Below are 18,893 nucleotides of genomic sequence, written 5' to 3' on the forward strand. Positions count from 1 at the left end.
TTTTCGCCGTTGGTCTGAGGGGACGAAACGAGATAGGAGAAAGCTGTGAGCGAAACCAATTCCGGGGTGCAAACAGAAACCGAGGCAAACCCCGAAGCCCAGACACCGCGATTGAGCCACGGCCTCTGCACCAGTGCCGGCATCAAACCGCAGAACGAAGACGCGGCAATCTATCACTGGCCAGCCAGCCCGCACTTACAGGAATACCTGGGCGCAGTCGCCGCACTGGCCGATGGAGTCAGCTCTGCCGAAGCTGGCGCCCAAGCCAGCCACACCGCCACCGAGCAGTTTGTGCGGGACTATTACAAGGTGCCGGATACCTGGTCTGTGGCCCACGCCGGACAGAAAATCCTCGCCTCCATTAACAGCAAGCTATACCGCAAGAGCCACGACTTTCCCCAACAGGAAAAGGGCTTCCTCTGCACCTTCTCTGCCCTGATTTTTAAATCCCGCACTGCCCACTATTTCCATATTGGCGACAGCCGTATCTATCACCTGCGCGGTGACAACCTTAAATGCCTCACCCGGGACCACAACATCACCCTGGCCCACCGCCAGCAGATGCTATCCCGCGCGCTGGGCATGGATACCGGCCTGCAAGTGGATTACGGCCAGCTCAGCCTGGCTAAAGACGATGTGCTGCTGATTACCAGCGACGGCGTGCACGACTTTATCAATCAGGATCTGCTGCGGGAGCTGCTGGCAGATACCCAAACAAGCGAACAGGAAACAGCAGAAACCCTGGTGCGCCTCGCCGAGGAAAACGGCAGTGACGATAACCTCTCCGCATTAGTGGTAAAGGTAAAAGCATTGCCACAAACCACCCTGGACGACTACAGCCGCCAGCTTACCCGCCTGCCCTTCCCGCCGGAGTTGGAACCGGGCATGGTATTGGATGGTTACCAGGTGGAGCGGGAGCTGTTCTCCTCCCAGCGCAGCCAGCTGTACCTGGTGCGCGACAGTGCCACCGGGGAAATCCTGGTAATGAAAACTCCCTCGGTAAATTACGAGGACGATATCCACTATATCGACCGCTTTATTCAAGAGGAGTGGATAGGCCTGCGTATTCGCAGCCCCCAAGTAGTGCGCCTGCACCGCCAGACCCGCCCGCGCACCGCGCTCTATTACCTGATGGAGTATGTGCAGGGCAGCACCCTGGAGCAGTGGATCACCAACAACCGCTTTCCCAAACCGACGGAAGCGTTTCGTATCCTGAAGGAGATTGCCATCGGACTACAGGCCTTCCACGATCAGGAAACCATCCATCAGGATTTGCGCCCAGCCAATATCATGATCGACGGCAACGGGCGGGTAAAAATTATCGACTTCGGTTCAGTGTATGTAGCCGGCAGTGCCGAGATTTTCCGCCCCCTGGAGCACCCGGAAGCGCTGGGCACCGCCAGCTACTCCGACCCCCACTATATCCTCGGGCACAACAGCGGTATTCGCGGCGATGTCTATGCTCTCGCCACCATTGCCTACGAAATGTTTACCGGAGAACTGCCCTACGGCGAGGAAATTGAAAACTGCCGCTCCCACGCCGACTTCGAACGCCTGCGCTACCGCACCGCCAGCCAGTTCAACCCGGTAGTCCCCATCTGGTTCGACCGCGCCCTGGAGCGCGGATGTAGTATCGACCTGGAACAGCGCTACTCCACCCTAACGGAATTTATGCGCGACCTGGCCAACCCTAACCCGGATTACCTAAGGGAAGATCCTACTGAGAAAGGGGATGCTTCCCTTTTTTGGAAGATTCTTTGTGGGATTTGGGTGGCTACTTTGTTGGCGGTGGCGGCGTTGTTTTCGTCTAGCGCCTAAGATTTAATCCACCTGGAACGGTAGTGTTCATTTACTAATAATCAGACCTAAAATATTTATAAAACCTCTGGCTTTACTGAGTGTTTGGCCGATATTATTTACAATACTTTCTTTCTATTTCATATACAAAGCGGCATTTGATAATTACTTATGCTGTCATAACCGAAAATTATGAGCAACCGCAATATCTACATAAAAATATTTTTCTGATATTGCATAACATGCTGAATGCTTTTGTTGATTAAGCGGCTTGCAAGTTTATAATTGACATGATGCAAAATTCTTTTAAATAGATTGCCAGTGTCAAAATAACAAGTTAAAGGGAATTAGATGATTAAATGCTTTTTATCTCATAGCTCTAGCGATAAAAAACAATATGTGGCAATTGTTAGAAACTTGCTTAGAAAGGAATCGACAATCTATGACGAAGATACCTTCGAAGCCGGCATGTCTCCAAGTGAAGAAATTATAAATGGATTGGATAAAACCTCTCTTTTTGTGATTTTTATATCTGAATCAGCCTTAGAATCGAAGTGGGTCAAAAATGAAGTGTTAATGGCAAAAGAGAAGGTTGACGAAGGCAAAATTGACAGAATATATCCAATAATTATAGATGAAGGGATAACTTTCGAAGATAGCAGAATACCTAACTGGATGAGAGAAGGATTTAATATTCAGCATATTCGCCAGCCAAAAGTTGCTGCACGAAAGATAAATTCTCGATTACGTGAGCTAGCCTGGAAAAATCATCCGACATTAAGAGAAAGAGAAAAAATATTTGTAGGAAGAAATGCAAAAATCCAACAAGTGGAAGAAAGATTTGATGATTACGAAAATGATAGCCCGATAGTATTTATTGCGTCAGGCCTCAATTCGATAGGAAGAAAGTCATTCATCAAACATTCACTTAAGAAATCAAACATAATTAGAGATTCATATGAATTCCCTCAGATATCGATGGAAGAAAGCGATAGCATAGAGGACTTTATTTTAAAAATAAATGATCTTGGATTTACAGATGAAATACAAACCGAAGACTTCCTTAAAACCAGCTTGGAAGAAAAGGTTGCAATCGCATCAACCCTTGTTAACGACATGGTATCTGAGAAAGAACGTGTACTAATAGAAGATAAAGGCTCAATTATTCAATTCGATGGTGAAATAGTTGATTGGTTTTCAAATATCATAAGTAAAATAAAAGATAGAGAGCACCTAACATTCTGCATTTCTAGTAAATTTAGAGCCAAAAGATATATAAAATACCAAAATCCAGCATTCTATATGGAAGAAATCCCTGAACTAGAAAGATCCGAACGTAATGGGCTATTATCTCGATACTCCAAATTTCGCAATTTAGATCTATCTCGTGACGAACTCAGTTTTTTTTCAGATATCCTTACCGGTTATCCTGAGCAAGTTATTCATGCTGTGGATATGATTGCTGAAAGTAGCGTTTTTGAAGTTAAAAAAAATTCTCATCTTATTCAGGAATATGCAACTGATAAAGCAAAACTAGTTGTTGACTCGTTAAAAGATGATCAAAAATCACTTAATTTTCTATACTTTTTATCAAAATTTGAGTTTATAAGTTTTGACTTTCTATTTCAGCTAGTAGATGAGAACACATATTTTCCTATATTAAGTGACTTTTTATTACGTTCAGTTTGTGAGCGACTAGGTGCAACCGGAGACTATATTAGAGTTAACGAGGTTATAAAGGATTATATTGATCGAAGCCGCTTTGGCCTTCCTATGGTATTTAAAGAAAAGCTTAAAAGCCACGTAAAGGAATTTATTAACAGCGGGTCAGATGACAATAGAGACATTTCTGATTATATCTTCTCTATTCAGCAGGCCTTAATTTCAGGAGAGGATATTTCAGATAGGCTTTTAATACCTTCGTATTTTATTAAAACAATAAGAACTATATATGAAAAAGGAGGTAATACTAACTACAAGGAAGTATTAAGACTTTCCGATAGAGTTTTGCTTAATTCCGCGTATTTACATGAGAATGTTCTCGCAAATATTTACTTCTTAAAATGCCAGGCACTTGCCCGCCTCAGAAACCCAGATTTTTTTGGTGTTGTGAAGCTGGTTTCTGAGCCGGAAAGCTCATTCTTACACGGGTTTTACTATCGAATTCAAGGTGACCAAGAAAGAGCTATTAGTAGCTACAACCGAGTACTAAAAAAGCGACCAAATGATTTGAGAGCTAAAAGTGAATTAGTTCTTATTTATATGCAAAGCGACGATCATGAACTAGCTTATGAACTGGCAAAGCAAATCTATAAACGAGCTCCTAACAACCCAATAAATGCAAATAATTACCTTTCATGTATTTTACATAAAGATAAAGCCCAAGCTGAAAGATCCTTAATAGAAGAGATTGTAGGAAGGCTGGAATCAGATCCTTCAGATAGGGCTCAGGAAATGTATAACAGTGCGCGAGCAAAAATACTTGCTCATTTTGATCATAATGTTGACGGTGCATATGAGCTTCTTGAAAAAACAATACATAACTTTCCAGAAGTGACTTACCCTATCTTGACCTTAGCAAGTCTGGCTATACAATTTAAGAATATTGATAGGCTTAAACAGGCGATTTCTCTGCTAGATGCTCAAGAATCTAAAAATTCGCAAACATATAGAAGCTATATTAGATTTAAATCAATATATATCGCCATGTCAGGTGATTGCGGCAAGGCTATATCATTGGCAAAATTAGAATTACGTGGTGTTCGCAAAGAGGCATTAGATAGGTTTATTAACAGGTTATCTTCTTTGCAAAAAGAATATTGACAAGTAAATTACTCTAGCGCAGCAAAGCTGCGCAAGTTTTTAATGAGTTAAATGATATAATCGATTTAGAGGAAAAATTTAAGTTCGCAATATTTCTATCAATTATATTCGCTTAAAACCTAACCTTTTTCCACGAATTGTTTATTCAATAATTTTAAACCATTATAGACTGGTGTTCTTATTTGTTGAAATAGATATTTAGCAAAAACTGCCACCAATAAGCAGTGATAACCACTTTAATAAAACTATAAAGGAAAATATATGGAAGTTTTCGCAGTAATAATGGGGTCACTGGGAGGTGTATCTGCAGTCTTAACTGGACTTTTTGCATATTTTGGAAACTTGAGATTAGAGAAATATAAGTCTGACTTACAGTCGGCAAATACAATAATAAAAAGCCTCACAGATACATCTGCTCATATATCAAAAATACAATTTGACAAAGAATTTACTATTTATCAAGAAATATGGATTTTACTTGTAGAGTTGCGATCCAAAACCTTATCACTTCGTCCTGTTATGGATAGTTTTGATCCAAATGAAAGTGAAGATGAAAGAATTAAGCGGCGTCTTAAAGAGTTCGGTGTATCATTTTATGCATTTCGGGACAGCATCGAAAATAACAAACCATTTTATACCCATGTTGTTTATGAAGCTCTTAACTGTGTTTTTGGCCTATGTTATGAAGAGTCTATTGAATATCAGTATAAAGACCCAAACTGGAGCAAGGAATATTGGGAGAATAGTAGAGAGAATAATGAAAAAATTCTAAATGCGATTGACAATTGCTGCGAAAAAATCCGAGAAAGAATAGACTCTCTCGCAGTAGTCGAGTAATAGCTAGCAAGTCACTAAACTTAGTTACATTCTATCAGGCCTTATTAATAAATTTCTTTTGTATTTATGTTTAGCCATTCTAATCTCAGTTTCTTAGGAACTGAACTGATCCCACGTTTCAGTCGATAGAAATATTATTGGACATTGCAATATGTATAGCTCCTACAGTCATTAATTCAGTATTTATAAGTTATTTAATCGCCAATAGTGAACTTTTTAATACTTGCGAAAGCTGTCTTTATTAGTCGTAGCCCATCAATTCGGAAAAAGAATTGACTATTTCCTTAATTTTGGAGATAGATGCTAAAGCACAGTGGAAAGTATTACATGTAGGGCAACTGGCACACAAGGCAAACTTGTTTATTGCGTGGCAATCAACCCAGAATGTGGATACAAAAGATATAGGAAAAAGTTAAATTATGTGATCTAGACTTAAAACTAACCAATTGCCATTAGTAACTTTACGAAGTTAATCTGTCAGTAAATAAACGCAGTTCTTTCCTCCAGACTGGACGCGCTGACACGCGTCGCTATTTTAAAAATTTTAAATTTGAAACTTATCTCAAAGGCGTCTACTTTCCAGTGGTCCGTTCTTTTTTAATACGTATATATATTTCTTCACGGTGGATCGATAGAGATTTTGGGGCACGTATTCCGATCTTCACCTGATTTCCCTTAACTTCCAATACAGTGACTGAAACATTAGCCCCAATCCTTAAGTTTTCACCAGTCCGGCGCTTTAAGATCAACATAATAAATTCCTACTGATACTCAAACCATAGTTAGACCTTCCTTGATGGAAGACTGAGAAAGTAACGCTTTGAGTAAATACGGGGAGGTGCGCGGGAACGGTAGGCATAGAAGAAGAAAAGGCAGGCACAACGCTCCCGGAGCTTGGGGAATCGCTCCAAGCCGCTGAATGTTCTCCAGTTTATTGAAGACGAGCGGGTTTCTAGCGTACTATGCATGTAGCCACTTTGATAGTCTGTGTATCAATTTGGTTAGCTGGCCCCTGGTGTTGCTGCACCTTGGGTCAGCGCCTTTTAATGTCTCTTACGTCACGCTACCGTTCTCCTGTGAAAAGATGGTTCTTTAGAAAACTCTTAGAGGTCTTGATTCTCTCGAATCCCTTTGGCCCTTGGTCATCGGCCTTCATAAGGCCACTCAATTCCGGCCAAAATACCAATAAATATCAATCGATTTTACGCAGCTTTGACACTAAAACAAACTGAATAAAATCCAATAAGATCATTTTTGTGCCTATATTTTTAATGGCGATGCCCTATCCATTAAGTACTTCAAGGCTGAATACCCGGTAAGTTAGTCCCTTTCTACTCATAAGTAATTTTTCCAACCCGGACGATCCTTTCGGTAGATAGTTTTTTCTGGATAGAAAAGCTTCCGATTTTTGGAATCAGTGGACCAAATGATATGATGCAATTTCTTTTGAGTATTCTGATTTACCTTCGGTAGGGTGTAAAAGTGTATAAGTACTTCGGGTTATTAGCGTTAATATTTGTATCTGCCTGCGCTACAAATATACCGGTAGAAAAATTAAGTGGTTTAGAAGCAAGAACACACCTTGATCATGAATACTGGAGCGTCTCACTGCCAGGCAAGTGGAGCCATGAGGATAGTGAGGGGATGATCATCGCCACATCTCCAGAAGGTCAATATGCGCTCTATATCACGGTTTATACCGCCTCAGCATCTGCACCCGGCATAACCTGGGGCAACGAAGAGATTAAGCATCTTAAGTCTGGAAAATATTCAAGGCCGGGGTATCTTTTTGACTTTCAAAAAGAGCAGAGTTATGAAAAAAACGGCAATGCTTATTACGAGCTTGATGGTATAGACCTAAAGAATGAAATGAGGCTATATAGCAAAGGAATACATCTGGGCAGTAAATTCTACACGGTATCATTTCATGATTACTATTATACCGACTCACTAGAATCAAACGGTATATTGGAATTGATTCTGAACTTGTTTGAGACAAAAGAAGATGAAATTAAGTGGGAAGCTATAGAAAGCCTAGTCCAAGACAGTACAACAAGTATAAGTTTTCAGCACAGCAACATTAACTGGCCTCAAATTTCCACCTGGTTGAAAGTAATTTTTGTTGATCCCGACCAAAATGGGTTTTATGGCCAAATAAACGAGCTATGGATTAACTGTGAAAAAGATACTGGAAAGGTAGTTACTACACGCTACTATGATAATCCAGTGTTTGGCATAAGTGACTGGAAAAAGTTAAGGCACCCCAACACACCTGTTGAGCCTGAATTAGTATACGAAATATGCAATTCATACAAAAAGGTTTAAACCAAACGCATACAAGACTTATAAATGGGGCGCTTCACTACCCAATCTCCCTTTCTGTAACAAGCTTCAACTGAATTGGTTGTAGGGTAAGCATGATCCTCTCGAATCAACCATAGAAGTAATTAAATGAAGAAAATCATCCCGATATCTGAACAGCAAGCAAAAGCAAGGTTAGCAGAACTTCAGGAAGCAAAGATATCTCATGCCTGGATAGGACATGGAAGTGCGATCTTTTTAGAATTGGGAGAGCTCACACCACCGAAACGAGGGAATAACCCTTCCGGTGAACAAACAATAATGATCGAATGGTCATGGAGACTAGAAGACAAGCAATCAATAGTACTGGGGAGTTGGAGTGATCAGACTGAAATTAACCAGCTTCCAGCATTATTAGTCGGGAGAAAGATAGAAACGATTAAACTCTTTGGCCGAATACCCGAGTTAGAAATATCCTTGAGCAAAGACCTTTGGTTACTGACATTTATGACAGATAAGAAGTATCCTGAGTGGTCAATTAGGTTTATAAATGGGCAATGGCTGGATTATGATAATGGTTCGTTTAACATTGAAATCACAAAAACTTAATAAAAGTATGAAGCCAAATTTTAGCTCCAAAAACTAGTATTTACTAACACTTATTTAGCACTCTTCTATTCTAATAGAAACACCTTCGGGATAAAGCGTTAATTATAAGACTTCCCAAATTTAGGAGACTCCCTGTAACCAAAGATATTGTGGGGCTTCTTATTAGCCCCACTAGGTTATATTGCTATAAAAGAGAAACGTCGTTTTAACCTAAGTTAGAATGCTGCTACGAGATTCTCCGAGAAGTTCAACCCTTTCAGCTCAGCCTCTTCTACAAGAGACTTGAAGCGGTCTCCACAATAGAGATTCGCACAGCGGTCAAATCGAGTCTTGAAAATTAAATTTGAAGCAACATCTTCATCGGTGAAGCCGATATTTTTAATTCCCATCCAAAGATCATCTTGAATATCAGCCTCACTTACGGACTTGTCGGCGGAAACCGCATTCAAGCAGTTAAAGATTACATAGGGCTCACCATCCAGGGTAATAGGCAGGAACTCCCCGTACGGCGCAAGCTCTTTAGAAAGCACCGAGTGGGCTTTGGATGAGAGCACCAAGTGTGCTCCATTCCAAGTAGTGATATCAGGTTTAACGCTCTGATCTAAACCTTCTACCTGGATAAAAGCCCCTCCATGATCCTCCCAAATATCCTTGATAGACTTATTGTCCCAAGGATAATTCTTAAAGGCTTTCATACCGCCCATACGTTTACCCACGGTGAACATTAGCTTCTTGAGGTCAATACTGAGATTCAAAAAGTCTTCGTGGTTAAAACTGATCCTATAAGTCATTGCCCATTCCAATTCTTATCAGAAGGCGCTGTCACCTTCTCCGGTTGAGTACCATTCTTCAGGTGTGTACGAATAATGGTCAACTTAGCGCGTATTTCAGATTCACTATTAAGGTTATTGATTTGGCCGTAACCCAACGTTCATAATTGTGCGTGTGGATCTTACTATGAGGAGTTGCTTTAGGCATTGCCCAATGACCGTTCTGCTCGCTTGAGCGCGGCATCCACACACCGTTATCAGGATCATTTATCCTAACATCGTGCATGAAAAGTGTCAGTCGGACATCGGCGGTAGCAGGTAGCTTGCCTTTCCCTTCAACAATATGGTGAGCTGTGTACTCTTTACTAGGCTTGGCCCTACCAACTAGACGTAGGTTTGTTTCAAGAACTTCAGTAGGGTGGTGCCTCTCCTGCTCATAGGCTTCTATACGCTCTTCATCGTCCTCTATACCCCGAAACTCGTCTCGGTACTGCTGAAGCTGACTCTGAACCGAAACCATTGACATGATGGTTCGGCGTTCATGCTTTAATTGTTCCATTTCCACCTTGAGACTTGCCAAGCGCTCCCTCCGCTGCTCTTCGGTTTCACCCGCCACTTTCAGCTTACGATAGTGATAGTTCTTACAACGATTCTCATATTGTTGAATGCAAAGGTCTAGTGGGGAGAGCTCCCAAACATGGGGAGTCACACGTCTACCGTGGTCGTATTCCATCAGTCTTCTCGGTAAGGTGGTTTTAACTATGGCTAAATTGTCGATGGACACGACAAGTGATTCCAGGGACTTAATAGCTTAGTAAGCTCGATATGAGACCCAATTATCAAAAATATCATTATTAGAATAGTGTGAAACTAGAAGTATCAGATATGTATAGAATTCGGTGAAAAAATCAGGCTGATTCTTGCACGCTTGTACCGCATAGATAATACACTTTCAAAATGGAGTCATTAGTCATTAGTCATTAGTTATGAGTTATGAGTTATGAGTTATGAGTTATGAGTTATGAGTTATGAGTTATGAGTTATGAGTTATGAGTTATGAGTTATGAGTTATGAGTTATGAGTCATTTAGTTGATAGTGATTTTGAAAAGTATTATTCACTTGCGCTAGATGTCTCAGACCTTGCAGAGAAAATGCCATCCTATAGTCAGCGATTTCGTGCAAAACCGAGGCTAGATAAATGGATAGCTCCCAAAGCGCACTTCTACGCTAGTGATAATTACACAGGTAAAGAAGAATCTATACCAGACATTACTACATGGGCTTTAGGAAATATAGTTCTAAACCCCAGAGCATTTTCAGCCCTAAAAGATATTCTAAATTCATCTGGTGAGTTCTTACCACTTCTAATTGGTGATGAAACATATTACATATTTAATACACTATATGTGATTCCAGAGAAGTATGTTGACTCAACTAATACTAATGAAGTAGTGAACTCAGGAATTCACATGGGGCAAGATTCTGTTAAGTTCATTGACTCAGAATTAGAGGGGCACTGTATATTTAAATCTTATACAAATAAACTGACTTTTAGTTTTGTAACTGAAGAATTTAAAACTGCATATGAGGCGAACTCTTTTACAGGTTTAAAATTTCAAGAAGTAAGTTAGCACACAGATTTGAGAACAATCTAGTACACTCATAGACTGCTCGATTATACAAATATCTTCCAAGTATGGAAACATTACTGGATAACCATATACCAGTAAATGCTTAGCTACATGAATACCTCTTATATTTGGTACAAATTATCTAGTATGACAATCAATATCGCACTATTCAGGCAGCTTCTAAACTCTTGATATTTGCTAGTAAGTGATATGATATGCTTAGTTTGAATACTCTGTGAACTTCAAATGAAAAAGCGCAAGAAATTACTTTGGTTCAGCCTTCTTACTGTCTCTTTAATTGGAGTCGGATTCATACTTGGTATGTTTGGCAGCGCTCTTAAGCCTCCAGCAAATGCTGGTGAGCAATCTTCTAGTATTGATATAGCTGATCTAGAGCCGGGTGAATTACTTACTCAGGATGTAAATTATGAGGGGGGAGGGAAGTGGGGCTATAGATACATAATTTATAAAAACTATGAATCCGAAATCACAGTTTTTAGTGTTCCCCTCAGAGAAGGCATGGTAAATATGCCAGATATAAAGTGGTGGAGGTGGGGCACAGAATGTAGGAATTTTGGGCCGACCATGAAAAACGGTAAGGTAGTCCCACAAAGCCAGTTCAGATGTCATGACCACGAATTAAATACGTGGTTAGCTAAAGAAAATGTCTGGGATCTTGATGGAAATAACCTCGGCAAATATACAGAGGACATGGAAAGAGCAAAATTTTCAATAAAAGGTTTTGACTTAATACTTCATAGGTTTTATTAGAAAATAAATCAACCTCTACCCCTGCTTTCATAGAGATTTTTAATGTCTGACCTGCTTTATCATGTGAGAAGTAATTTTAAAATTAAAATGGGGTATACGGAGAATCTGATGTAATCTTTGATCCTCATAAGCTGAAGGACTAAGGATAGTTACTAATTTAAGTGTTAGTGGTATCCAAAAATATAAGGCTCCGAAGCCGAGGGTTTCATGCACATGGCCAATGATGCTTAAGAGAGGGGCACGGGAGACGAGCTCCCTTATGACCACCTTACTTCTGAAGGTGGAGGTGCTGGTGATCCGACTGGCGAGGCGTGGGGTGAAGACGATTTACCAAGGCTATAACCTACCTTGTATAATAAGTATTTTTAACTTTGAATATTGTTTACAGCAAAAATAAATACAGTGAACTAATAGAATTATGTGTAATTAGGAATACCCCTCAATGAAATGGAGCAAGCTTAAATCTCTAGTTGAAGAAAAATTTTCTCCATCCTTGGATGGCCGTATCTCTATCAACAGTACCAGTTATGGAAACTGTTCATGTGGACATGCCTGGTTGACTTTTGATAGGGAGGTCATAGCAAACTTCTGTACAAGGGCCTTTTGGAATAGAGCGAGTGGTAATTGCTATAGAAAAGATAATCGCTGGGTTACTGATTCCAATGTACCTGAGCATATAAGTGAAAAGCAGAAACTATCCTATGGTGAGATGGAATATGGAGAGTTATCTCGGCAAGATGCCTATCAAGCCTGCTGGGAATTCGTTCATACCCTCAAAATTGATGAAGCTCTAAACTCCGAGAACCCATTGATTCAATCCCTAGCCACACTGGATAAGCGTTTAGGTAAGCGCAGACTCAAAGAGATTGATACAGCAAGTTTACATCCATTAGCAAAGAAATTATTGAGCATAAGATTGGAGTCTGAAGGTATTAAAGCCCCTGCAATTACGGAACAATTCTCTTCAACACAACACCCATAGATTATTTAATTATCTAAGTATCCAGCAAGCCATCAAGATTATATTACAAGGTTTAGATAGCAGGACTGTTTACTCCAACACTTAATACCAGGCATACCCGGTACGATAGTCCGCTTTTCTGAAATGAAGCTCCAAATATGGATAACGCGCTCTGATTTAACAGAAAACTTTGGGCGAAGATTATCTATCACACCCCATTTTTTTATTTCTTATACTCAGTGTAATGCTATGTTATTTCTTGCGTTAGTAGCATCAAGGTTCAAAGGCTTCCAAGTGCATACCTACTATACACCGTACTAACTTTCTGATTCTTAATGATTTATGTCTGTGATTGATAAATATCAAAAATAGAAGATGTGAAATAGCTCCGTTTTTAGAGCGATATTATCAGCCAAAAATACACTATAACAAACTCAGAAGTACAGGATCTCTATTTTCACTTCCTTGACCCTAATTGGCTATTGTCATCTAATCAAATCGTTCTCGATAAGGAAATTCCACAATAATAACAACTGGGAAGTTATATATGGCAAAGACATTTTCACAGCATGCTGTAGAAAAGATTAATTCTATTATGAATGATCACAGCAATCATGTTGGTAGCCAGCTTAAAATAGGTAACCCCACAAAATATAAAAATCATATTTCTAGCGATTGTATAACAATGGCAATTTGGGTTCTTAAATATAGTTTTGAGAAGCTTGGAAAGCTTAATTCCAGCAAGCGAGTGGGTGGACTTGGAGAAAAAGGTACCGAGTTAGCAAAATACTTGATTAATACTCATAACTGGAAAGGCGTATATTATAATCCTGACGTTAAGCACCCTAGTGATGGTCTTGGTGAACATATTGCGAGCTACTACAATCAGGTAAAGAAAAACTGTACTTATAGTGTTGGTCGTGTGCCGATCAGCAATACTGTTATAAACTATAAGCCGAGCAAAAATAAAGTGACCACCTATTTGGATTTAACCAAGAAACAAGACGCAGATTACAACACATTTTCAAATATTCCATTTGGACTGGGAATGTCAAGTGGCGGTAGGCATGTATGGCTTTATTCAAAGGAGTTTGTGTACGAATCACACTGGGAAAAAGAAGCTGGCGATGGATTATATACTAAGACACAATTAAAAATGTTTCCCTGGCTCTCAGGAATTATTGTCGTACCGCCAGACACGCACAACCTTTTAACTATTACTTCCACCAACTGTAAGTAATTATATTTATGCTAAAACCTATAAAAATCCTACTACTATTTTTAATGACATTATCATCCTTCACCTGTGCCAGCACGGAAACGGATTATGTTAAACTGGACAAAGCTCAGGTTGATGTTGTTTTACGAGAGTGGAACAAAAAAGGATTCGGCGATAAGATTGAAACAACTACATTAACGATAATAACAGCTCCAGATTACAAGGGTGATATCGTTATTTTACGTGAAAATGAGCCAAAACGTGGTTTCACTGCGGAAGTTTACAAACCAAAGCCAAATGCACTGAACCCTGAGCTATGGGAATTTGTATCTGGTGATATTGAAAAATCCATAGTGAAACAACCTAATGGCAAATTCCATTTATCCGAGATGGTTGATAAAGGGGTAAGAATAGAAGTTATCGACCTAAGCAATGAAAATAAATAGCTATATAATTTAGAGTAGCAACCCAGAGCCCCATAGATTTGTCGTTTGCATTACTACTTTCTATGGAATTTGGATAGCTACTCTATTCGTCATAGCCAGACTATATTCCTCCGATTTAAGATCAGCTCTATTTCTAGACCATCACAAGTTTCTAATGGTTGGGTACATTATCCAAGAGATAAGACAGAATCATCAGAATCTTCTGTAAATTTGATTTTAACGTAACCAGTTTTAGGAGATATATTTCATTGAGCGATAAGGTGAATATGAGAAATAAAGCGCGTAGTTTTGCTATTCAGGCACATGGGGACCAGCGGTATGGTAGCTTCCCATACTCGGTTCACCTTGATGAAGTAGCTAAAATCGCTAGCGAGTATGGTGAAGAGGCCGAAGTGGTAGCATATCTTCACGATGTAATTGAGGATACCGATGTAACAGCTAAAGAGATTGAAGATATATTTGGCGAGCTGGTATCCAGGTGTGTGTGCATACTCAGTGATGAGCCGGGAGAAACCAGGAAAATAAGAAAATCTGCAACATATCAAAAAATGGCCAAGGTATCGGGATCAGAAGAGCTTGCTTTACTAGTAAAGGCCGCTGACCGCCTAGCCAACATGAGAGCTTGTCTTCGATCAGGTGATAAAGCTTTTCTTAATATGTATCGAGGAGAATATGAAGTCTTTCGTCGATCAGCCTATCGGCCAAACCTCTGTGACAAAATTTGGTCAGAAATAGAAGAAATACAAAATTTATATCACAGTAAGTAGGAGAGATGATTTTGAATATCACAGGGAGATGAATAAGATCACCAAGGTAAAAATATTGTTAATTTACTTACAGTTTATAAATCGATAATACAATCTCAGCAAAAATACTTCTACACGATTTATGATAAAAGGACTTCTAAATGACCCCGCTGATTCATCCTACTCAGCCGCTCTTGGAGCACAATATCTTTTCTAGTTTGCTATCCAGCTTAATACGCTAGTTCGTAGGTAGCATGCTGATCTGATATCTGACAGTTTACATTCCTGCTTGCTTTGCCCTTTTCGCTAAGCTATAAGAGAGTTGCTCCTTACTAGGGGCAGGCAAGTAAAAGGTCATATGTATCAATGAAAAAGCTGCTTAAAATATCAACGTTTGTTAGTTGCTTTACAGTTTTGTCAGCTGGAGGGGCGTTTCTCTTTTCACCCCCCATAGCTTGCAGCACAGATTACGAGTTTCAAAAGTCCCTTGTTGTAAAACATATTGAATCTAAAGGTTGGCCAATAAAATATCTGATTCCAATGGATAATCCTGATAACAGTTGCCAAGCAAGTTTTCTTTATAGATCAGACAATCAACACATAAAGTTTGTTGTTGTCGCCGGCACTAAAGTGACATGGTGGGACTTCAATGAACGCGATTAATAGAAATTCCAAAAAACTGGCACTATTGAACAGCTAGTTATGTATCAAGTAGGAAGAAATGAATGGCAATAAAATGCCCTGAGTGCAAGTCGAAAAATGTAGATGAAGTATTCCCCTTTAGTTTTTCTAAGTCGCGCTGCCCAGATTGTGGTTTTGAATACATTTTAAGTATTTGGTACCGCCTATCTGTTCATACGTTCTTGTGGTCGGTGCTGATATTCTTAGTCATTCCTTTTAACTTTATTGTGTCAGCTGATAATGTTTCTAATACAGTAGGGTTTACATTGATTGGCTTGATGATGATTTGTCCTATGGCCTACTGGTATATCACGTATACATGCTATCGCGTAGAAACTCCCAATAGGGTTAGTAAAACCAATTTTTTGATTTTTTGGGTTCTTACAGTGGCAACATATACCCCAGCAGTTATCTATATAGCAGGCTCTAATGCATAACAATGCGCTGTATAGCAAAGGCCAATTTTGTGCATTTTTACCCAGTCGCTGCGCTCCCATTATCGTGCATAAAGCGTCCAAAACTGTCCGCAGCTGAACGTGGCGATATTAATCAATTAGTAACATCAGCCTTAAACTAAAGAAGAAGAAAATTGAAATATCTACTCCTGATTCTTATCTTTCTTACCATTTGCGGCTGTGCTTCTCAAGAGCCGAGAGAAATTTTGTTACCGAAGATCATGAATATTGAAGGTAAAAATTTCATTTCTGCAAATGTATTTAAAGAGTATGAATTAGAAATTAGCAGGCCAAATAGTGGCGAATTCAGCGTAAATATACCGGAAAAAGAAGCACCCAATTACTATGCATGCGGTGGAGTTTACTGGGACGATTCCCTATATGCTCAAAAGATTCTAGAAGAAGCAGATTTAGTATTGGATTTTAAGGGCGTGAAAGAAATTTGGGTCCCAATTGAAGGCGAGCCTAAAAAACCATATATTTTCGAAGTTCGGTAGCATAGCGAGTTCCTGTATCCGATTGTGTACACTCTTTTCGCCATACTGAAGCAGGACGGTTTCATTCCGATAAGGCAAGAAGGAATCAATACGTTATGAGAATAGCCACATTATTTATATTGCTTTTTTTCGCTACATTTAGCTATTCTGAAGAGATTACCAATTGCCCCCCACAACTTCAACGAATTGAAGGATATGACCCGAGTTATCCAATCCGAGAGAGCCGACAACCTGTAGATGGCTGGGTAGTTCTAACCGCTCGCCTTAATCCGGATGGGGGGTTAGAAGAGATCGACATTGTAGAATCAGTGCCAGATAATTTTTTTGATAGATCTGTTTTAAAAGCTGTAAGAAGTTGGAAGTTCGACTGGTCGGGTAGCTGGTGTAAGTATAAGACTAAGATTAGCTTCGTATTTAGTGGCTGACCATTTTATGATTAAGTCACTTACAAGTAAGTTATATAAATTATGAAAAGATACGGCTACAAATTCGCCAAAGATGATGGCGGGCTATCTAGATTGAGTGGACTCCGCTTCTTTATCGGGCTATGTACTTTTTTCAGTACAATCGCCAGCTTGATTTTCTCTGGTGAGAGCTACTTAAAGCTATACTTAGCCACACTCTTCGCTTTTTGGCTTGCGGCCTTCTTGGTAGAAGTTATCCCCAAAGTAAGATCCTATCCAGTTATATTTTCCGCACTAACGGCAAGTATAATTTTCTGGATTGATCAGAGAAATGTTTTCATAGTCCGTCAGTGTGAAAACTGGAAATGTGTTAATGTTGAAGATTTAAGCGGTAAAATAATATATTTGGGTTTTTGTGGATTAGTAATAATTGCTTCTCTGTGGTCTTTGCGAAGACAGTCACACTAACGCATATAGGTATCATTCGACCCATTGGCACGAAAATGTTATATGGATATAGTGCACCAATAAACGACATAGCTTCAGCACACAATAGTAGTTTATAATTTATTTAAAATTTAATTCCTGTGCGACATATACCATCAATAATTGCTGCAATTCTTATTCCTTCGATAGTACTTTTGTTAATGGCCGGAACGTTAGGATTTTCTAAAATAAATTCAGCCGGCCCAGCATTTATTTTTATTTTTTCAATCTCTATATCACTAGCACACATGATTATTTATGTACCACTTGCATTAATCATAGAAAGATACTTTGGGTTAAATCTATTCAAATGTATTTGTCTAGGCCTAATTGTTGGCTCACTATACCCTGGAGTTAATGCTTGGCCGTATCCTGATGGAAGTTACATTGGTAAGGTTGAAGATACTTTAATGGGCATAGATGTGATCAAAGCAATTAATGGCTATCCAACGCTTTGGGGTTGGTTAATTTACCTAAAGCATGTACTTACAGTAGGCCTCCTTTTTGGAACCACTAGCGGTTTAGGTTACGGTCTTTTTTATAAAAGGCCGGTATCCTCTATCCATAGATAGAGAGATCTAATTGTTATAGATAAATTCATCAACACTTCATTAATGGCCCTCAAGTACACTGAATTTTTTATGTCATACGGTTCTACAGAGCACTTGAGATAAAAGTACAATGTATTGCTGATACGAAAGTTAAGGTTGCAACATGACATGACTCAGGAGCGATTAGCACAGATTACATGGCTCAGTGTGCGTACCGTTCAGCGCACCGAAAGAGGTCAACATTTTGGCTCGCAATTACCAAATAGAATAAGAATCTAATTTCTCTGGTATTGTCGCTCTTTATAAGAGCCATAGTTTAGTCAGATTAAAAGTGCTTGACCGGTAAAGCCCCTAATATTTTAGGGACTTAATAAGATTGTCAGTTAAGTAAATTTACATGGCAAATTTCTGATTATAGCTTTGCCTGCCCCCAAAAGGTTTTGCAGATTGACTTCCAAAGTTTGCCGACTAGATCCTGATTGGAACGAGAGGCAGATTCTACAATTGCTCTATGTAGCTCCTTTTCAGATTCAGTAAATTCGCTTCTATATTTTTCTTCAATCTGTGCATAGGTCAGCCCTTTTGCCTTCATAAACCAAGATAAGAGCTGCCCTAAGTAAGATATTTTTTCTCTTGTTTTTTTCAGCTCATGATTTCTCTGAAGTACAGCGCCCTCACCTAACATCTTCCAAATACCAGCTTCAATCTGTTGAGCTTGCTCTGCAGTAAGCTGCTTATCTTTAGTTGCTTCTTCAAACATTTCATCTGCAAGTGCCTGTACGTTATCTGGCATAGTTGAAAGTGGGACGGAATACTCTCGCTCTCTGATTTTATAATCTTGGATAGTTGCCTGTAATATATAAATTACCGCAGCAATTAATGTGGTGATAAATTTCATTGTTCTGTC

The 18,893-nt window shown here is 39.5% G+C and carries 20 protein-coding genes; 16 read left to right on the forward strand and 4 right to left on the reverse strand.

Annotated elements, in window-relative coordinates:
* Positions 1-45: 45 nt before the first annotated feature.
* From ACYX4J_RS20745 to ACYX4J_RS20755, 3 genes are all read left to right on the forward strand, one after another.
* Positions 46-1,818, forward strand: a complete 1,773-nt coding sequence (locus ACYX4J_RS20745) for a bifunctional protein-serine/threonine kinase/phosphatase (protein WP_476177452.1) — start codon at positions 46-48, stop codon at positions 1,816-1,818.
* A gap of 330 nt (positions 1,819-2,148) precedes the next feature.
* Positions 2,149-4,620, forward strand: a complete 2,472-nt coding sequence (locus tag ACYX4J_RS20750; protein ID WP_476177453.1) for a TIR domain-containing protein — start codon at positions 2,149-2,151, stop codon at positions 4,618-4,620.
* Between the two features lie 261 nt (positions 4,621-4,881).
* Positions 4,882-5,457 carry a hypothetical protein gene (locus ACYX4J_RS20755; protein WP_476177454.1) on the forward strand — a complete coding sequence of 192 codons (576 nt, stop codon included), beginning with the start codon at positions 4,882-4,884 and terminating at the stop codon, positions 5,455-5,457.
* A 572-nt stretch (positions 5,458-6,029) separates the two neighbouring features.
* Here the strand turns inward: ACYX4J_RS20755 and csrA are convergent.
* Positions 6,030-6,209, reverse strand: coding sequence for a carbon storage regulator CsrA (gene csrA, locus ACYX4J_RS20760; protein WP_476177455.1), 180 nt, complete (start codon positions 6,207-6,209; stop codon positions 6,030-6,032).
* Between the two features lie 730 nt (positions 6,210-6,939).
* On the opposite strand from csrA, the gene ACYX4J_RS20765 reads away from it, so the two are divergent.
* Positions 6,940-7,782: a hypothetical protein gene (locus ACYX4J_RS20765; RefSeq protein ID WP_476177456.1), complete on the forward strand. Its 843-nt coding sequence runs from the start codon at positions 6,940-6,942 to the stop codon at positions 7,780-7,782.
* Positions 7,783-7,908: 126 nt separating this feature from the next.
* A complete protein-coding gene (locus tag ACYX4J_RS20770; protein WP_445362958.1) occupies positions 7,909-8,367 on the forward strand; it encodes a hypothetical protein in 459 nt (152 codons plus the stop codon).
* Positions 8,368-8,582: 215 nt separating this feature from the next.
* On the opposite strand, the gene ACYX4J_RS20775 is transcribed toward ACYX4J_RS20770, so the two are convergent.
* Both ACYX4J_RS20775 and ACYX4J_RS20780 read right to left on the reverse strand, forming a co-directional pair.
* The gene (locus tag ACYX4J_RS20775) at positions 8,583-9,158 is read right to left on the reverse strand and encodes a hypothetical protein (RefSeq protein WP_444915026.1); all 576 of its coding nucleotides are present in this window, start codon (positions 9,156-9,158) and stop codon (positions 8,583-8,585) included.
* A 79-nt stretch (positions 9,159-9,237) separates the two neighbouring features.
* Positions 9,238-9,921: an AHH domain-containing protein gene (locus tag ACYX4J_RS20780; protein WP_476177457.1), complete on the reverse strand. Its 684-nt coding sequence runs from the start codon at positions 9,919-9,921 to the stop codon at positions 9,238-9,240.
* Positions 9,922-10,214: 293 nt separating this feature from the next.
* Between ACYX4J_RS20780 and ACYX4J_RS20785 the strand changes: the two genes are divergently transcribed.
* The 11 genes from ACYX4J_RS20785 to ACYX4J_RS20835 all read left to right on the forward strand — a co-directional run bounded on the left by ACYX4J_RS20785 (position 10,215) and on the right by ACYX4J_RS20835 (position 18,265).
* Positions 10,215-10,769: a hypothetical protein gene (locus tag ACYX4J_RS20785; protein WP_476177458.1), complete on the forward strand. Its 555-nt coding sequence runs from the start codon at positions 10,215-10,217 to the stop codon at positions 10,767-10,769.
* A 246-nt stretch (positions 10,770-11,015) separates the two neighbouring features.
* Complete coding sequence (locus tag ACYX4J_RS20790) at positions 11,016-11,540, forward strand: hypothetical protein (RefSeq protein WP_476177459.1); 525 nt, start codon at positions 11,016-11,018, stop codon at positions 11,538-11,540.
* Positions 11,541-11,982: 442 nt separating this feature from the next.
* Positions 11,983-12,522, forward strand: a complete 540-nt coding sequence (locus tag ACYX4J_RS20795; RefSeq protein WP_476177460.1) for an SF0329 family protein — start codon at positions 11,983-11,985, stop codon at positions 12,520-12,522.
* Positions 12,523-13,048: 526 nt separating this feature from the next.
* Positions 13,049-13,741, forward strand: coding sequence for a hypothetical protein (locus ACYX4J_RS20800; protein ID WP_476177461.1), 693 nt, complete (start codon positions 13,049-13,051; stop codon positions 13,739-13,741).
* An 8-nt stretch (positions 13,742-13,749) separates the two neighbouring features.
* A complete protein-coding gene (locus ACYX4J_RS20805) occupies positions 13,750-14,166 on the forward strand; it encodes a hypothetical protein (protein WP_445359272.1) in 417 nt (138 codons plus the stop codon).
* A gap of 248 nt (positions 14,167-14,414) precedes the next feature.
* A complete protein-coding gene (locus ACYX4J_RS20810; RefSeq protein WP_444934620.1) occupies positions 14,415-14,933 on the forward strand; it encodes an HD domain-containing protein in 519 nt (172 codons plus the stop codon).
* A 345-nt stretch (positions 14,934-15,278) separates the two neighbouring features.
* Positions 15,279-15,575, forward strand: coding sequence for a hypothetical protein (locus tag ACYX4J_RS20815; protein ID WP_444915035.1), 297 nt, complete (start codon positions 15,279-15,281; stop codon positions 15,573-15,575).
* 607 nt (positions 15,576-16,182) lie between these two features.
* On the forward strand, positions 16,183-16,545 hold the full coding sequence (locus tag ACYX4J_RS20820) for a hypothetical protein (RefSeq protein ID WP_444915036.1): 363 nt from the start codon (positions 16,183-16,185) through the stop codon (positions 16,543-16,545).
* Between the two features lie 95 nt (positions 16,546-16,640).
* On the forward strand, positions 16,641-16,970 hold the full coding sequence (locus ACYX4J_RS20825) for an energy transducer TonB (RefSeq protein WP_444915037.1): 330 nt from the start codon (positions 16,641-16,643) through the stop codon (positions 16,968-16,970).
* A 626-nt stretch (positions 16,971-17,596) separates the two neighbouring features.
* Positions 17,597-18,007, forward strand: coding sequence for a hypothetical protein (locus tag ACYX4J_RS20830; protein ID WP_444915038.1), 411 nt, complete (start codon positions 17,597-17,599; stop codon positions 18,005-18,007).
* A 114-nt stretch (positions 18,008-18,121) separates the two neighbouring features.
* Complete coding sequence (locus ACYX4J_RS20835; protein WP_476177462.1) at positions 18,122-18,265, forward strand: helix-turn-helix domain-containing protein; 144 nt, start codon at positions 18,122-18,124, stop codon at positions 18,263-18,265.
* 133 nt (positions 18,266-18,398) lie between these two features.
* Here the strand turns inward: ACYX4J_RS20835 and ACYX4J_RS20840 are convergent, their stop codons facing one another.
* Complete coding sequence (locus ACYX4J_RS20840; protein WP_444895515.1) at positions 18,399-18,884, reverse strand: hypothetical protein; 486 nt, start codon at positions 18,882-18,884, stop codon at positions 18,399-18,401.
* Positions 18,885-18,893: the final 9 nt, after the last annotated feature.

Source organism: Microbulbifer sp. ABM4_008, from assembly GCF_056311705.1.

Bases quoted from the DNA above. Each gene is read 5' to 3' on its own strand.
- ACYX4J_RS20750 (WP_476177453.1), top strand. From the start codon at position 2,149: ATGATTAAATGCTTTTTATCTCATAGCTCTAGCGATAAAAAACAATAT.
- ACYX4J_RS20755 (WP_476177454.1), top strand. From the start codon at position 4,882: ATGGAAGTTTTCGCAGTAATAATGGGGTCACTGGGAGGTGTATCTGCA.
- csrA (WP_476177455.1), bottom strand. From the start codon at position 6,209: ATGTTGATCTTAAAGCGCCGGACTGGTGAAAACTTAAGGATTGGGGCT.
- ACYX4J_RS20770 (WP_445362958.1), top strand. From the start codon at position 7,909: ATGAAGAAAATCATCCCGATATCTGAACAGCAAGCAAAAGCAAGGTTA.
- ACYX4J_RS20775 (WP_444915026.1), bottom strand. From the start codon at position 9,158: ATGACTTATAGGATCAGTTTTAACCACGAAGACTTTTTGAATCTCAGT.
- ACYX4J_RS20785 (WP_476177458.1), top strand. From the start codon at position 10,215: ATGAGTCATTTAGTTGATAGTGATTTTGAAAAGTATTATTCACTTGCG.
- ACYX4J_RS20790 (WP_476177459.1), top strand. From the start codon at position 11,016: ATGAAAAAGCGCAAGAAATTACTTTGGTTCAGCCTTCTTACTGTCTCT.
- ACYX4J_RS20795 (WP_476177460.1), top strand. From the start codon at position 11,983: ATGAAATGGAGCAAGCTTAAATCTCTAGTTGAAGAAAAATTTTCTCCA.
- ACYX4J_RS20800 (WP_476177461.1), top strand. From the start codon at position 13,049: ATGGCAAAGACATTTTCACAGCATGCTGTAGAAAAGATTAATTCTATT.
- ACYX4J_RS20805 (WP_445359272.1), top strand. From the start codon at position 13,750: ATGCTAAAACCTATAAAAATCCTACTACTATTTTTAATGACATTATCA.
- ACYX4J_RS20815 (WP_444915035.1), top strand. From the start codon at position 15,279: ATGAAAAAGCTGCTTAAAATATCAACGTTTGTTAGTTGCTTTACAGTT.
- ACYX4J_RS20825 (WP_444915037.1), top strand. From the start codon at position 16,641: ATGAGAATAGCCACATTATTTATATTGCTTTTTTTCGCTACATTTAGC.
- ACYX4J_RS20830 (WP_444915038.1), top strand. From the start codon at position 17,597: ATGGCCGGAACGTTAGGATTTTCTAAAATAAATTCAGCCGGCCCAGCA.
- ACYX4J_RS20840 (WP_444895515.1), bottom strand. From the start codon at position 18,884: ATGAAATTTATCACCACATTAATTGCTGCGGTAATTTATATATTACAG.